Here is a 15,929-nt window from a genome sequence, read left to right on the forward strand (position 1 = left end):
TCAAACATCGGACATTTAATTGACTTGTTTGATCACCAATGTGCTATCCTGTAAACGAAGTTTTAGCCAGGACAACATTTTTTTGGCATCTGTTTGCTTTTGATCGGTTCGTAGCCCGTCTTTCCATTTTACTTCAAATACGGGGACGGTATCCAGTTTGTTAAAATCGGTTGTAATGAGGTACGAAAACCCTAGCGCATCAATATTTTCATAATTGGCCTTGGCCTCGGCACTAATTTCTCGAAATGGGATTTGTTTTCCAACGTTTTTGGTCAACGTTGCCAGTTCTTCTTCAAGCAATCTAATCTGTTCATCTTTGTTCAGCAATTCAGCTTTGTTCTTCTCATACAATTCACTCACATAGTTGAATTTTTCCTCGGAATCGTCCCTACCTCCCTGAATAATGTGCAGTTCGGCATTCTTTAATCTTGAAAATTGATTTTTCTGTGTTCTCCATGTATTGATAACGTTATCAGGAATCAATTCATCACCCATAAAAACAACTTCTACCAGGGATTCTCCATCATCTACATATTCCAATTTGGTCAAATTATCCACATACCTTCCGGAACCGTTGAACTGGTACATCTCTACCGTATCCTGCAAAAATTCTTGTGCCTGTTTTTTAAACAGTGATTCCTGAAATACTTGATAAAATGTAAATCCAGCCGGAATCATAACCAAAATACCCGTAATGGAGGCCAAACGTGCAATCATCCTCCTTCGTTGCGAATTGGCATATCGCACCATAGGAAAACGCAGGTACTTGATGACCAAAAATGTCGCCAGGCCAATAAAAATTGTATTGATTATGAACAAGTACATGGCCCCAGCCGCATACCAAGGTTTACCAATGGCCAAACCAAATCCAACTGTGCAAAGTGGCGGCATAAGAGCCGTTGCAATGGCCACACCGAAGATAACACTGGCAATGGTCCCTTTTTTGGCCCTTGCAATAACAAGGGCAAGACCACCAAAAAACGCAATGAGCACATCACGGATATCCGGCTTGGTCCTCGCTAAAAGTTCCGAGGATTCATCCCTTAACGGAAAAAGGTAAAAAAACAAAAAGGCGGTGATAACACTGAGCACCACCATTACCGTAAAATTCTTTAGGGATCGCCTCAACGTGTCAATATCGTTGATGGCCAAGGACATACCCATTCCCAAAATGGGACCCATTAGTGGGGAGATCAACATAGCCCCGATCACCACAGCTGTCGAGTTCGCGTTTAACCCGATGGATGCAATAAATATGGAACACACCAAAATCCAGGAGGTATGCCCTTTAAAGGGTATATCCGCATTTATGGATTCCTTGGTGGCAACAGCATCGGTATTGGATCGTATTTCCAAAAGTTCCGAAAGGAATTTCCGAACACTCCCCAAAAGCCCTTTTAGGTCTTTTCTTACTTCGTCTCCACTATCCTGCCCGGAAGGTGCTGTTACATTTTTTTGATTCTCGTTCATATGTTACGCAAACTGATCGCCAAATTTATCCTTTACTTGGCTCAATACCTTTTTAATATCCTGTTGTTTGTCCTTTGGATAAATTAGTAGCACCTCTTCTTTATCCACAATAATATAATCTTCCAGTCCATCTACCACGACTACTTTTCCTTTTGGCGACCTTATCATATTGCCTTTGGCATTGTTCAATACCACTTGAGCGTTGACCACTGCATTATCGGCATCGTCCTTTTCCAATTTTTCGTACAGAGCGCCCCAAGTTCCCAGGTCGTTCCAGTCGAAGGTCGCTGGCAGTGTATAAATGGCCTTGGATTGTTCCAAGATAGCATAATCAATGGATATGTTTTCTGCCTTGGCATAATTTTCTTTGATAAAGGTTCTCTCCTCTTTGGTGTTGTAGCAAGAAATCCCCTCTCCAAATAGTTTGTACTGACTTGGCTGGTATTTTTTAAATGCATCCACAATGGTTTCTACGCTCCACATAAAAATACCTGCATTCCAAAGAAAGTTGCCCTGAGCCAAAAACTCCTTGGCGGTTTCATAATCCGGCTTTTCCCTGAATTGAGACACATTTTTGAGTTGCTCGTCACTTCCTTTTTTAAATTCGATGTAGCCAAAGCCCGTATTCGGAAACGTTGGCTGAATGCCAAGCGTGCAAAGAGCCGTCTCTTTTTCACATTTATCAAAACAAGCGATCACATCTTTTTCAAATGCTTCCTCATCCTCTATCCAATGATCACTAGGGGCCACAATCATCAACGCATTTGGATTCATTTTTTGGATTTTAAGGGAAGCATACAAGATACATGGGGCAGTATTGCGCATGGCCGGCTCCAGGACCACCTGTTCTTGTTTTACCTTTGGTAATTGTTCCAAAACAAGATCATTATATCTCTCATTGGTCAAGATCAATATGTTTTCCGTTGGGATAAATCGGTTTAAACGATCAAACGTTTTTTGGATCAATGTTTTCCCTGTCCCTAACATATCGTGGAACTGTTTTGGATTGGATGTTGTGCTTACCGGCCAAAACCTTGACCCTACACCTCCGGCCATTAAAACTGCGTAATAATTCTTGTTCATGTTGCTGTTTTTATATTTAAGGCTTGTTATCCACTTGCATCCTTGACCAGCTCAACCTCAGCGTTGGGTTGGAACAAATATAATCTGCCTGTTGATAACTCCACACATTGGTAGCGTTTTACTTTTTTATTTCCTTTTTTGAACAACTTACCATTGTATAGTCTAAAAATACTTCCTTCGGACAACTCGTACACATAACTGTTTTTACGTTCCTCATCATCAAAAGCCTTGAGAGCGATGGATAATCGAGCGTCCGTACTACTGCTCGCTTTCGGGTTTTTAAAGTGATTCGCAATTATGGGCAGTAGTTGAGATGGAAATACCTCTGGACGAATAAATGGAACCATTAAAAGTTGAAAGGTACGTTTCCATTCTTCCCCGTGCGGTTTTATTCGACGACCGTAGGTCTCAAAGGCCACCAAATGCGCTATTTCGTGGACGAGCGTAATCAGGAATCGGTATTTATTCAATGAAGCGTTTACCGTAATTTGATGCATCCCATTGGGCAATCTACGGTAATCCCCATGCCTTGTGACCCTATGATCCACTATTTTTAGATGGACACTGTGCTTTTTTATTAGCTCAAAACAAGGAGCAACTGCAAGTTCAGGCAGGTATTTTTGAAGGGTATGGTTCACAGGAATAAAGTTACAAGTTTATCCGTACAACGAACTTTGTAAAACCTACGGGGTACTGTTACTCACCTGTAACAACTTTCCATTGTAGAGTTTATGGCCCGTAAGCGCAAAATCTTTAATGTAAGTTGCCATTTCCAGAGCTGTTACGGGAGCTTGATAACCGGGAAATGCCTCTTCCAACATTTCAGTTTGCACAGCCCCCAAAGCCAACACATTAAAACTTGGGCCTGTCTCCTTATATTCCTCTGCCAAAAGTTCGGTCAAAGTAATTACGGCGCCTTTGCTCGAACTGTATGCGGATAGTCCCGGAAACTTCATGCTGCCCTGTACCCCGCCCATGGAACTTACAGTGACCACATGGCCCTCTTTCCCCATTTTATGACGAACAGTCCGGATCATCTCCGCCACCCCAAATACGTTTACTTTGTAAACTCCCTCAAACTCCTCGATAGTGGTCTCCGAAAAGGGTTTGTTCAATAAACTTCCCGCATTGTTGATCAGCACATCCACCCCGTTCCATTGTTCTAGAAATGCTTCTACTTTTTTAAAATCGTTCGGGTTACCCAAATCAAACGAAAAACAATGGACATTGGACAAATCCAAACGCTGAACTGGTTGCACATTCCGTGAGAGTGCCAACACTTGGTGTCCCTCTTTGGCAAAAAGTTTAACCAACTCAAATCCAATTCCCCTGCTTGTCCCCGTAATAATAATGTTTGCCATTTTACTTTATTTATTTTGATTCCCACAACAGCAGGAATACTTTTGATGCATTTTTAGGTCAACAAACAACCTCTCCGCCGTTTAAAAATAATTGCCCATTAACTATAGAAACCGAAGTACGGTTACTCGGCCAATTTAATCTCTTGGAAAGAGGAGTTGGCTATACCCTCGATTACAGGAATGGTCTTGTTCACCAAAGTAGCCATATGTTCAAAATCCATCAACGATGCTTCGTCCCCTACCTTGTGATAAAATGCATAATTGGTAAAATCAAAAGAGCAGAAGGTATGTGAGGGAACTCCAAATTCTTGATAAAAAGGATAATTGTCCGAACGTTGAAATAGACTGAACTCTTTTGCAGTCGGTAAAAAACCAACCAATTTTTCCTTAGCATATGTATTACTTACCTCTGCCAAATTTGACATTTCGTACCCTGTTATGTACACGGTATAATCCTTTTGGTTCATAGGAACCCCGGTCATTTCAAAATTGAGCATGGTATAGAGGTTCAAGTCCTCTTCTTTTAGTTTTTTTGCCAAGTGCTTTGACCCCAAAAGTCCTTTTTCCTCTGCACTGAACAAGGCAAAGATCAAACTTCGTTTATTGGTTTTGTGTGTACCAAAATAGCGTGCCAACTCCAAAACGGATATGGTCCCAGAAGCATTGTCATTAGCTCCATTGGCGATGTTATCACCATTTTCGGGATCAATAATGCCTATATGATCGTAATGTGCACCGATAAGAATATACTCATCCTTCAATTCCGGGTCGGTTCCCTCGATTACCCCAACAATATTATAGGAAGGTTTCTTAAAGTTTGATAGCGTATCCCGATAGGATGTAAAATACGGAGCAAGCCTATATGATGTAAAATAATTCTCTATGTAAACTGCGGCCATTTCAATGCCCTCGCTCCCGGAATCTCTTCCTTTCATATCATTGGATGCCAAATAGTTCATCATCTCCCCTACACGTTCGGCGTTAGTAAAGGCTTCTTCGGAAACCGGCCGAGCCGGAGATTCATTTTTTGAGGTTTCCACCACTTGAGTGGACCCACAATTCATTGCAAACAGGGTTGCCAAAGCACAGATAACAATCTTCATAATTTCGTTTTTTGAAATTTTTTAAAGATAAAAAAAGCATCCTTAAAAGGATGCTTTTATATATATAAGTTAAGGGAAGAGTCCCTACTATTTTTAGGCAAGCATGGTAACAGGATTCTCTAAATATGCCCTCAAAGTTTGAAGGAACTGGGCCCCTGTTGCCCCATCGACGGTCCTATGATCACAGGCCAACGTGATTTTCATGGTGCTGCCCACAACTATTTCACCATTTTTAACCACTGGTTTATCTACAATGGCACCCACCGACAAGATTGCCGAATTAGGTTGGTTTATAATTGATGTGAACTCCAGAATACCGAACATTCCCAAATTGGAAACAGTAAAGGTACTGCCTTCCATTTCGTCCGGCTTTATTTTCTTGCTTCTAGCTCTTCCTGCCAAATCTTTCACAGCAGAACCAAGTTGGGTCAAACTCAACTGGTCGGCAAACTTAATTACGGGAACAACAAGGCCTTCGTCCACTGCCACCGCAACGCCCATGTGCACATGATGCTTATAGATCGTGGTGTCACCGTTCCAAGACGTATTTACTTGTGGGTGTTTTTTAAGTGCCATGGCACAGGCTTTCAACACCATATCGTTGAAAGATACTTTTGTGTCCGGCAAACCATTGATCTGTGAACGGGATGCTTTTGCATTGTCCATGTCCACTTCAATGGTAAGATAGTAATGCGGAGCGGAGAATTTGGACTCTCCCAATCGTTTGGCTATTACCTTGCGCATTGTAGAGTTTTTTACCTCCTCAACGCTTTCTTCACCAACAGGAATACTCACTGGGGCAACTGCTGTGACAGGCTCCCCGGCTTTCTCAGCAGCTGGCGCCGTTTGCGATGGCTTAAAGTTCTCTATATCCTTTTTTACAATTCTACCACCGTCTCCGGTTCCTTTTACCTGAGAAAGATCAACACCTTTTTCTTCGGCTATTTTTTTTGCCAATGGCGATGCAAAAATACGCTGACCATCTTTTGCAGAAGGTGTCTCTACTTTGTTTGATGATTCTTCGGTTTTTGTAGCCTCGCTTTTGGGCGCTTCTTGTTTTGGTGCACTTTTTGAAGATCCTCCGGATGCTTGTGATTTAAGAACTGCGTCCACATCCGTGCCTTTTGGACCAATTATGGCCAATAAAGAATCCACTGGCGCTCCTTCTCCTTCTTGAATACCGATATGAAGAAGTGTACCCGAATAGAAAGATTCAAACTCCATTGTGGCCTTATCCGTTTCGATTTCGGCCAAAATATCTCCTTCCTCGACTTCGTCCCCAACACTTTTCAACCAACTGGCCACGGTACCTTCTTCCATAGTATCGCTCAACCGAGGCATGGTAACAATTTCGACTCCTTCAGGAACATCTACGGATTCCGCCGGAGCTTCTGGTTTTTCTTCAGCTGATACCGAAGTTTCTTCCTGTTGTGCCGAGTCACTTGTATTGCCGTTCAAAAGCGCGGAAATATCTTCTCCCTCTTCACCGATAATTGCCAAAAGTGAATCAACCGGGGCCCCATCACCTTCCGCTATTCCGATATGAAGCAAAGTTCCCTCATGAAAGGATTCAAACTCCATTGTGGCCTTGTCCGTTTCGATTTCGGCCAAAATATCTCCCTCTTCGACTTTGTCCCCTACGTTCTTGAGCCATTTTGCCACGGTACCTTCCTCCATGGTGTCGCTCAATCTAGGCATGTTGATTACTTCTGCCATCTAATTATAATTTATGTTGTAAAAATGGATAGTCTTCTTGCTCGTAAACAGTATCGTACAATTGTTCTTTTGGTGGAAAATCCGACTCTTCCGCGAATTTTTCACACTCCTTTACCAAGTCCTTGACTTTTTTATCTATTTGTTTAAGGTCGTCCTCGGATGCATATCCTTTCTCCAGAATTACATCTTTTACTTGAGTAATCGGATCTATCTTTTTATACTCTTCTACTTCTTCTTTAGTTCTATAATGCTGTGCATCGGACATGGAATGTCCTCGATATCGGTAGGTTTTCATTTCCAGGAAAGTTGGGCCTCCCCCTGTTCTTGCACGTTCAATGGCCTTATCCATTTCTTTGGCCACAATTGCAGGATCCATACCATCTACAGGGCCACATGGCATTTCGTACCCAAGACCCAATTTCCAGATATCCGTGGAATAAGATGTTCTTGCAACTGATGTTCCCATGGCGTAGCCATTGTTCTCACATATAAAAACAACGGGCAGTTGCCACAACATGGCCAAGTTAAATGCCTCATGGAGCGAACCTTGTCGAACGGCACCATCTCCCATATAACATAAAGTTACCGAATCTCTTTTAAAATATTTGTCACCAAAGGCCAACCCGGCACCTAAAGGGATTTGCCCCCCTACGATACCATGTCCACCGTAAAAACGATGTTCTTTGGAAAAGATATGCATTGACCCGCCCATTCCTTTGGAGGTACCGGTTACTTTTCCATAGAGTTCTGCCATCACCCTTCTTGGATCAACACCCATACCAATCGGTTGAACGTGATTCCGGTAGGCCGTGATCATACGGTCCTTTTCCAGGTCCATTGCGTGCAATGCACCGGCCAGCACCGCTTCTTGACCATTGTAGAGGTGCAAAAACCCTCTTACTTTTTGTTGTATATATACAGCGGCCAGTTTATCCTCGAACTTTCTCCAGAATAACATGTCCTCATACCATTTAAGGTAAACTTCTTTGGTGATTTTTTTCATCGACTGTGATATTAAATGGATTCGCCCTGCACTAGGGAAGAGCAAAAATACATATATATCTGTTTTTGGAAAAAGAATTGAATTAAGAATCGCTCAAAAATGAACTATTGAACGCCAAAGGCAAAATATCGGACATGGAAGCACATTTATAAACAGGCCCGTTGGGCACCCCAAGTATTATTGAAATTGGTGATTTTTGCTTTTGTTCGTACTCGATCATGGATTGTCGGCAATTGCCACATGGCGCCGCTGGAACGGTAACCTCGTGCAAAGATGATGATGCTACAATGGCGACAGCTAGAATGGTGACCCCGGGATATATGGCACCTGCGTGGAAAACGGCGACCCGCTCGGCACATAGACCGGAAGGGTACGAAGCGTTTTCTTGGTTGTTCCCTTGGACAACCTCCCCGTTTTCTAAAAGTACTGCGGCACCTACCTTGAACTTGGAATATGGCGCATAAGCATTCTGCATAGCCTCTTTGGCCTTTTCTAACAATTTTTTGTCGTTTTGTGACAGCTCGTTTTCATTCTCGTAAATGAGCAGTTCAAAATCAATCTTCTTTTTCTCCATATCTTTTGATGGTGATGTATTCCAAAAATAAGAAAACCTGCCCAAGGGACAGGTTTTTATTATGGTGTTTCTGTTTGTGATCAATCGTTGAAGAACTCCTCTCCAAAATCGAACGATAACGAAAATCGCAAGGTGTTTTCCAATGGGTTTCTAACCTGTGAGGTCGAAAAGAGGTAAGAAAGATCTATTTGGGCCGATTTAAATTTGAATCCGGCACCCAGAGTAAAGAATTTTCTAGAGCCTTTTTCCTCACTCTCGTTAAAGTAACCACTTCGGAGCATAAAAGCTTCCCGGAAACGATATTCCGCTCCGAGTGCCCAGGTCACCTCTTTCAATTCCTCACTAAAACCATCTGGTGCATCTCCAAAAGATTCGAAGATACCGTTAAAGAAACTGATGTTTTGATACTCGTCATTATCTTCAATAGTAATATCGCCGTCCCCATTGAAATCCCGTGGGGTGGGCACCAATAATTTATTGAACTCCGTATTGATGGCCAATACATTGTCCGCATCAAAAATAAAGTCAAATCCACCTCCGAATTTAAGGTTGGTAGGCAAAAAGTTTTCCTGTCCGCCCTCATCGTATTGTAGTGAACCCCCAATATTTGAAATATTGAATCCTGCTCTCCATCGGCCATCAAAATTACTGTAGGCAATTTCCCTTGACCTAAAAAAACCGGCTATATCCACTGCAAATGCATTTGCTGCCTGAGAATCCTGCGCACCATCTTGGAACCTAAGATTGGAACTAATAAAGCGCCCCCCGACCGCCATGGAAAAAGTTTGGCTAAGTTTAAGGGAGTAGGACCCATCCAATGCAAACTCATTAGGTTTCACCAAGGTAGCATCTTGATCAATGGTCTGTCTTAATTCAATTTCCCCCAACCCAAAATAGCGAAGTCCAAAGGCGAAAGCACTTCTATCGTTCAGCTTATTATAGTAGTTGGCATTTAAAAGGGAGACATCGTTTACAATAGTCTCCAGATAGGGCGTATAACTAATGCCCACACCCGATTTTTGATCGGCAAATGCATATTTGGCGGGGTTCCATTGTTGTGAATAGGCATCAAAAGATGTAGCTACCCCCATATCGCCCATACCAGATGCCCTTGCATCGGCAGCAATGGTCAAAAATGGCACTGCCGTTGTAATCGCTCTTTCCTGTTGTGCGCTCATCCATGGGGCTATGGCAAGCATTGCTACTAATGCGAGTAACTTTTTCATTCTAAGTATTTAGCGTTTAGTAAAGTTCACGGTCTAAATTTAAACCTATTGGATTATTACATGTAAACGCTTAATTCCACAAATTCTTGTAACCAACGGTGTTTTTTTTAAAGGTATGGAGATTCCTGTAAAATTTATATGGGAGCGAATTCGTTAAAAACAAAGGCAATCATACTAATTCGGTTCCTTCTCCGTTACAGAAATGTAGCAGGTGCCGATCATGGCATTGCGATAAATATTTGATGTGCACAAAATATAATGGCAAAATCGCCGTTTTAATGCCATCGAAAGATTTTAAAAATCAAAACAAATCGAAGTTACTGAGGGTATGAACCCTGAGTTTTAAAGTACTCAAGCCCAAATTATGAAAAAACACTTAATCAAAGTTGTACTTTCTTGCGCCGTAGTGATGGGAAGTTTTTCAAGTTGTAAAAACTCTTCTTCATCCAAGAACGTCTCCAGAGCCACTGGTTGGAAAATCAATGCCAAAGAAGGGGGATTTCAATACAATTCGGACTTCAAAGAGCAGGAAACTCCTCCTGGAACAGTATTTATAGAGGGTGGAACATTTACCAAAGGTAAAGTTCAGGACGATGTAATGCACGATTGGAACAATACGCCGACCCAACAGCATGTGCAGTCCTTTTATATGGACGAAACAGAGGTGACCAACGTAATGTACCTGGAATATTTGGATTATTTGAAGGAAGTATATCCTCCTGAAAACCCAAATTATGCCAACATTTATCAAGGTGCCCTACCCGATACTTTGGTATGGAGAAACCGTTTGGGCTTTAACGAAACCATGACCAACAACTACTTAAGACATCCCGCGTATGCAGAATACCCCGTAGTAGGTGTAAACTGGGTACAGGCCACACAATATGCCGAGTGGAGGACCGATCGGGTAAACGAGGTTATGTTGGAGCGCGAAGGATATTTGGCGGAGGACGCCAAGTACAAAGTTTTGAATGGTGACATTCAAGGTACTTTTAGCACCGAAGCTTACCTTAACAATCCAGAATCCGTATATGGTGGGCAAATAGATTCACTTCAAGGGAAACAAAAAAGAGACTCCATAAACACTTTTGCAAAAAGAAGCAGTGGGGTAATTATGCCCGAGTACCGACTACCTACCGAAACAGAGTGGGAATATGCCGCACAGGCACTTGTTGGATCAAGGGAATACAATAACTACAGAGGTAGAAAAAAGTATCCATGGGACGGCGATTACACCAGAAATGGACAACGTGTAGGACGTGGTGACCAGCTAGCCAACTTTAAACAAGGTAAAGGTGATTACGGCGGGATTGCCGGATGGTCCGATGATGGTGCCGATATTACGGGACAGGTTAAATCCTATAAACCCAACGATTTTGGACTTTACGATATGGCCGGAAACGTTAACGAATGGGTTGCCGATGTTTACCGCCCCATTGTCGATGATGAAATCAGTGACTTTAACTACTATCGTGGAAACGTTTTCATGAAAAAAGCAATCGGCGAAGATGGTAAAGTTGAAATCCTAGAGGATAAAATTGTGTACGATACACTCCCTAATGGAAAAATCGTAGCCATCAACCTGCCAGGAGAGATCAAAGAAGTTGCGGTAACAGAAGAGGAAACTTATTTAAGAACCAATTTTGATAAAAGTGATAACCGTGGATTTAGGGATGGGGACCCAGGTTCCTCTAGATTCTTCAGCCGTTTTAGCGACGAAGAGGATAACCAAAAGATGTATGACTCTCCGCAGCACAAAGTGGAGCGCAACGAAGACGGGGAGCTTGTTCGCCAGTACGACGAATCCAACTACAGAACTTCTTTGATCAATAACGAAGTTCGAGTGTACAAAGGTGGATCCTGGAGAGACCGTGCATTCTGGTTAGACCCGGCACAACGTAGATATTTGCCACAATACATGGCAACGGACGATATCGGATTTAGATGTGCCATGTCCAGAGTGGGATCAAAATCCAAATCAAAGAAAACAGTACGCCATAAAAAGGCGAGATAAATAACTTCTTGAGTATTTTAAAAGCCCCGGCCAAAAGGTCGGGGCTTTTTTTTATCTTCGATTTATGACTATAACAGAATTGCACGCGCTCTTTTTAGCGCACCCTACAATTTCGACGGATACACGTAAAATCAAGAAAAACGGTTTGTTTTTTGCTCTTAAAGGCCCCAATTTTAATGGAAATGCCTTTGCCCAAGATGCGTTGGAAAAAGGTGCGGCCTATGCAATTATTGATGATCCATCCTACAAAACTTCAGACCGATTTGTAGTTTGCAAAGATGTACTGACCACCTTGCAGCAATTGGCCACTTTTCACAGACAATATTCCAATGCCAGAATTATTTCTCTGACCGGTAGTAATGGAAAGACCACGACCAAGGAGCTCATTAATGTCGTGCTTTCCAAGAAATACAGGACCATCGCTACGGTGGGCAACCTTAATAACCATATCGGGGTGCCATTGACCTTGCTATCCATTAAAGAGGACACTGAAATTGCCATTGTGGAAATGGGCGCCAACCATAAAAAAGAAATTGCAGCTTTGAGCTCTATTGCCCAACCAGATTTTGGGTACATCACCAATTTTGGCAAGGCCCATCTTGAAGGGTTTGGGGGTGTCGAAGGTGTAATTCAGGGCAAGAGCGAACTATACGATTATCTTATAGGCAACGACAAACATGTTTTTTTTAATGCCGATGATGGAATCCAAAAAGAAAAACTGAACGCTTACACAAAAAAAATCGGGTTCAGCACCCAAGACCATCAATTTTACAACATCGTGTTTTTAGGGGCCGATCCTTATGTATCCTTGGAGTTTGAAGGAAAAAGAGTAAACACACAGCTGGTAGGCAAATACAATTTTACCAATTGCTGCGCTGCCATTCTAATGGGCAAGTATTTTAGCGTTCCATTGGATGATATTAAATCGGCCATAGCATCATATAGACCGCAGAACAACCGTTCCCAAATACTTGATAAAGATGGGTTTTCCATTGTCTTGGACGCTTACAATGCAAACCCTACAAGCATGAAAGCCGCTTTGGAAAATTTTGACTCCATGCCAAATCATCCAAAAACCATAATTATCGGCGATATGTTCGAACTGGGCAGTACTGCCAAAGAGGAGCACCAGGCCATCGTTGATTTGGCCGCGAAACTACATTTTGACCATATTTATTTGGTAGGCACCAACTTTTTTGGCACCAATACGACCTTGAACAAGTTCAATTCGTTTGATGATTTAAAAGAACACCTTTTGAAAAATCCTTTAGAAAAAGGCAATTTACTGATAAAAGGCTCTCGCGGTATGGCCTTAGAACGGGTTTTGGATATTCTGTAAATAGAAAAGAAAAGTGGGATATACTGGATTCGAACCAGTGACCTCTGCCCTGTCAAGGCAGCGCTCTAAACCAACTGAGCTAATATCCCCTATTGGAAACGGGCTGCAATATCGGAAATTAATCCCAATCTCCATACTCCGCAGAGTTCTTTGATGTCTCGTGCAAAGTAATATGCAATAATTGTCCCTCTTTTAATTTAGGTTTTAGAATATCGTAGATTACTTTCACAAAGTATTCTGTAGTTGGCAATAGGTTTGCGAACTCAGGACAGTCCTCGTTCAAGTTCTTGTGATCAAAACGTTCCTCGACCTCTTCCTTGATCAATGTTCCCAGTTCCGCTAGATCCATTACAAACCCGGTGTCGGGATCAACCTCGCCCTTAATTCTCACCTCAAGATCAAAATTATGACCATGGTAACTTGGGCTGTTGCATTTTCCGAACACTTCTATGTTCTTCTCATCGCTCCAATTAGGGTTATGGAGCCTATGGGCTGCATTAAAATGGGCTTTTCTGCAAATTGTGGCAATCATGCTGCAAAGGTAATCCCTTTTTCTGCATTCCATATTTTCGGATTCAAAAAAATAAGCGGAATTGATAATGCCGTGCGTTCTTACTAAATTTATGCATCAAAAAAACACTTCTTATTACAGCTACGTTTAAAATCTGATATAAACATTACACTATGAAAATAACCTATTTGGGCCATGCCACTTTATTGGTAGAGATCAACAACAAGAAAATTTTGTTCGACCCCTTTATCACCGGTAACGAGCTTGCGTCCGACATTGACGTTGAAACTCTTAAGATGGATTACGTATTTGTTACACACGGCCATCAAGACCATGTTCTGGATGTTGAGGCGATTTTAAAAAACAATCCAGATGCAACCTTGGTCTCCAATTTTGAGATTATTTCTTGGTTTGGGGAAAAGGGAATACAAGGCCACCCAATGAATCACGGGGGTAAATATTCGTTTGATTTTGGGACCGCAAAATATGTAAATGCCATCCATTCCAGTGTATTGCCCGATGGAAGCAATGGAGGCAATCCCGGTGGTTTTGTAATTTATGATGAATCCAATTGCATTTATATTGCCGGGGACACGGCATTGACAAAGGATATGGAGTTAATCCCATTGACCTGTCCCAAGTTGGATATTGCGGTACTGCCAATTGGCGATAATTTTACCATGGGTTATGAAGATGCAGCGATTGCAAGTGATTTTGTTGGCTGTGACCAGGTATTGGGCTATCATTACGATACATTCCCGCCTATAAAAATTGACAAAACAACAGCAGTGGAACACTTTGAAAGCAAGGGTAAGAAGCTGCTATTGCCCGGTATCGGGGAATCCATCAACATTTAAAAATAAAATCAACATTGTTTAAAAACAATTATTTGAATAGTGGCGACAATACTGTACAACTATCGGTCAAAGGTTTTAAATGATGTATTTGGCTCAAGGAGTAGTACAGGCAAACCATGGGGGATTCTTACATCAACTAAAAAATAAAAACTTGGGGGAAATGAATGAAATATATTAATGGGGGCGGTTTTTTATCCACTCAATTGCATTTTCTGACATTTTTTTATAGTCGTGGCCTACATTTTTCACTGTGTCCATTGTCCAATTAAACTCCCATTTGTTCTTATCTCCTAATTCCTTGTTCGCATTAAAAAAAGTTGTACCACGTTCCAACCTATGCGCTCCTTGTTCCATTGCCAGATCTGTTGTTCTAAAAGTTCCTAAACTAGGATCATTATCCAATTCCCCTAATAGAATGATCAATCTTTTTTTGTAGGCTTTCGGCAAATCTGTTCCTATATTTTTCAATCCATACGGATAGTCAAGGAACTGGTCCGGAAAGCTGTAAAATCCAGAATTTGCAGCAACCGCTGTTCCAATTCTGGATTCGGGCATTACCATCACCATTCTATGCACAAATTGTCCGCCAGCTGAATGACCAAAAATATCGTACTGCTCATTCGTAATATTATTTACAGATTTAATATGGTCGAATATGTTCTCAACGACTGAATACGCCCATTCAGTTTTTGGGTTTTTAGTTCCAAAAAAAGTAAATAAGTTTCCCTCTTGGTAGTCGTTTGTCGTATATTTTGAAAACTTGTTCTCAAATTCAGGCGCTACAATAAATAAGTTATTCTTATTTGCCAACTCAATCCATGCATTTAGATAATCATCTGCATTTCGACCACCACCGTGCATAACAAAAACAATTTTGTCTTGGTTGTTCCAACTTTCAGGTTTGTAGGTCCATACCTTAATGGATTTTTTCCCACTATCTTTAAAAGCCTGCATAACAAAAGTGTCTATTCCTTCATTAATTTTATTGGCAACTGTGATTTCAGGTCCTTTTGGAAGTACATATAGGTAAGTGTATCCCGCAACTGAAAGAAGTATTAGAACAGAAAATGTATATAAAACTACCTTTTTAAATATTTTCAGAAATTTATTCATTTGCAAGCTTTTTGACCAATCCGATTTAGACATTGGTCGGTCAACTAAATATTTACTTTCATTTATCTTATTGAATGTATTTCCGGCTAGCCTCTCCAATTTTAATTGAGTCCGCTGTCTTGCTTTAATCAATATTGAAAATACTTCATTCTATTCATCAATATCCGGAGAATGGGCAGTAATTGAAGTTTGATCAAAACCAACACGAAAGAACAATTATAAAATCCCTTGATTATATTTTCGGCATCATGACGAAAGACTAGTTGGCCACAACCAAGTTCTAGGCTATCATTACGATACATTCCCGCCTATAAAAATTGACAAAACAACAGCAGTGGAACACTTTGAAAGCAAGGGCAAGAAGCTGCTACTGCCCGGTATCGGGGAATCCATCAACATTTAAAAATAAAAAAGCCTCCAATTTTGGAGGCTTTTTTATTGTGGGCGCTGAGGGATTCGAACCCCCGACCCCCTCGGTGTAAACGAGGTGCTCTGAACCAACTGAGCTAAGCGCCCATTCATTTTCCTAAATGGGAGTGCAAATATATAATAGTTTTTC

Annotated in this window: 14 protein-coding genes and 2 tRNA genes; 3 read left to right on the plus strand and 13 right to left on the minus strand. The window is 41.5% G+C overall.

The annotated features are described in order from the left end of the window. Window positions 1-15 precede the first annotated feature (15 nt). From AB9K32_RS02905 to porV, 9 genes are all read right to left on the minus strand, one after another. Window positions 16-1,470, minus strand: coding sequence for a DUF389 domain-containing protein (locus tag AB9K32_RS02905; protein WP_369884286.1), 1,455 nt, complete (start codon window positions 1,468-1,470; stop codon window positions 16-18). A 3-nt stretch (window positions 1,471-1,473) separates the two neighbouring features. Then, window positions 1,474-2,553, minus strand: coding sequence for a mannose-1-phosphate guanylyltransferase (locus AB9K32_RS02910; RefSeq protein ID WP_252080556.1), 1,080 nt, complete (start codon window positions 2,551-2,553; stop codon window positions 1,474-1,476). A 26-nt stretch (window positions 2,554-2,579) separates the two neighbouring features. Next, window positions 2,580-3,191, minus strand: a complete 612-nt coding sequence (locus AB9K32_RS02915; protein ID WP_369884287.1) for a SprT-like domain-containing protein — start codon at window positions 3,189-3,191, stop codon at window positions 2,580-2,582. 45 nt (window positions 3,192-3,236) lie between these two features. Further along, complete coding sequence (locus tag AB9K32_RS02920; RefSeq protein ID WP_369884288.1) at window positions 3,237-3,914, minus strand: SDR family NAD(P)-dependent oxidoreductase; 678 nt, start codon at window positions 3,912-3,914, stop codon at window positions 3,237-3,239. A gap of 122 nt (window positions 3,915-4,036) precedes the next feature. Further along, window positions 4,037-5,017, minus strand: coding sequence for a M28 family peptidase (locus AB9K32_RS02925; RefSeq protein WP_252080558.1), 981 nt, complete (start codon window positions 5,015-5,017; stop codon window positions 4,037-4,039). A gap of 93 nt (window positions 5,018-5,110) precedes the next feature. Next, complete coding sequence (locus tag AB9K32_RS02930; RefSeq protein WP_369884289.1) at window positions 5,111-6,733, minus strand: pyruvate dehydrogenase complex dihydrolipoamide acetyltransferase; 1,623 nt, start codon at window positions 6,731-6,733, stop codon at window positions 5,111-5,113. 4 nt (window positions 6,734-6,737) lie between these two features. Further along, entirely contained in the window at window positions 6,738-7,736 is a 999-nt protein-coding gene (gene pdhA / locus AB9K32_RS02935; RefSeq protein WP_369884290.1) for a pyruvate dehydrogenase (acetyl-transferring) E1 component subunit alpha, read from the minus strand. A gap of 82 nt (window positions 7,737-7,818) precedes the next feature. Continuing rightward, window positions 7,819-8,310: a cytidine deaminase gene (cdd, locus tag AB9K32_RS02940; RefSeq protein ID WP_224837373.1), complete on the minus strand. Its 492-nt coding sequence runs from the start codon at window positions 8,308-8,310 to the stop codon at window positions 7,819-7,821. Window positions 8,311-8,390: 80 nt separating this feature from the next. Continuing rightward, window positions 8,391-9,536 (minus strand): type IX secretion system outer membrane channel protein PorV, encoded by a 1,146-nt coding sequence (porV, locus tag AB9K32_RS02945; RefSeq protein ID WP_224837372.1) that lies wholly within the window; start codon window positions 9,534-9,536, stop codon window positions 8,391-8,393. 364 nt (window positions 9,537-9,900) lie between these two features. Here porV and gldJ point away from each other — a divergent pair, with 364 nt between their 5' ends. Together gldJ and murF are read left to right on the plus strand one after the other, a co-directional pair. After that, window positions 9,901-11,550 carry a gliding motility lipoprotein GldJ gene (gene gldJ / locus AB9K32_RS02950; protein WP_224837371.1) on the plus strand — a complete coding sequence of 550 codons (1,650 nt, stop codon included), beginning with the start codon at window positions 9,901-9,903 and terminating at the stop codon, window positions 11,548-11,550. Between the two features lie 64 nt (window positions 11,551-11,614). Further along, window positions 11,615-12,889, plus strand: a complete 1,275-nt coding sequence (gene murF, locus AB9K32_RS02955) for a UDP-N-acetylmuramoyl-tripeptide--D-alanyl-D-alanine ligase (RefSeq protein WP_369884291.1) — start codon at window positions 11,615-11,617, stop codon at window positions 12,887-12,889. A gap of 14 nt (window positions 12,890-12,903) precedes the next feature. On the opposite strand, the gene AB9K32_RS02960 is transcribed toward murF, so the two are convergent. Then, window positions 12,904-12,978, minus strand: a tRNA-Val gene (locus AB9K32_RS02960). 29 nt (window positions 12,979-13,007) lie between these two features. After that, on the minus strand, window positions 13,008-13,421 hold the full coding sequence (locus AB9K32_RS02965) for a 6-carboxytetrahydropterin synthase (protein WP_224837583.1): 414 nt from the start codon (window positions 13,419-13,421) through the stop codon (window positions 13,008-13,010). A 152-nt stretch (window positions 13,422-13,573) separates the two neighbouring features. On the opposite strand from AB9K32_RS02965, the gene AB9K32_RS02970 reads away from it, so the two are divergent. Continuing rightward, complete coding sequence (locus AB9K32_RS02970; RefSeq protein ID WP_369884292.1) at window positions 13,574-14,257, plus strand: metal-dependent hydrolase; 684 nt, start codon at window positions 13,574-13,576, stop codon at window positions 14,255-14,257. Window positions 14,258-14,431: 174 nt separating this feature from the next. Here the strand turns inward: AB9K32_RS02970 and AB9K32_RS02975 are convergent, their stop codons facing one another. Continuing rightward, a complete protein-coding gene (locus AB9K32_RS02975; RefSeq protein WP_369884293.1) occupies window positions 14,432-15,502 on the minus strand; it encodes a hypothetical protein in 1,071 nt (356 codons plus the stop codon). Window positions 15,503-15,811: 309 nt separating this feature from the next. Continuing rightward, window positions 15,812-15,886, minus strand: a tRNA-Val gene (locus AB9K32_RS02980). Window positions 15,887-15,929 lie beyond the last annotated feature (43 nt).

The organism is Allomuricauda sp. XS_ASV26 (assembly GCF_041224615.1).
In the GTDB taxonomy this organism is placed as follows: domain Bacteria; phylum Bacteroidota; class Bacteroidia; order Flavobacteriales; family Flavobacteriaceae; genus Flagellimonas; species Flagellimonas alginolytica.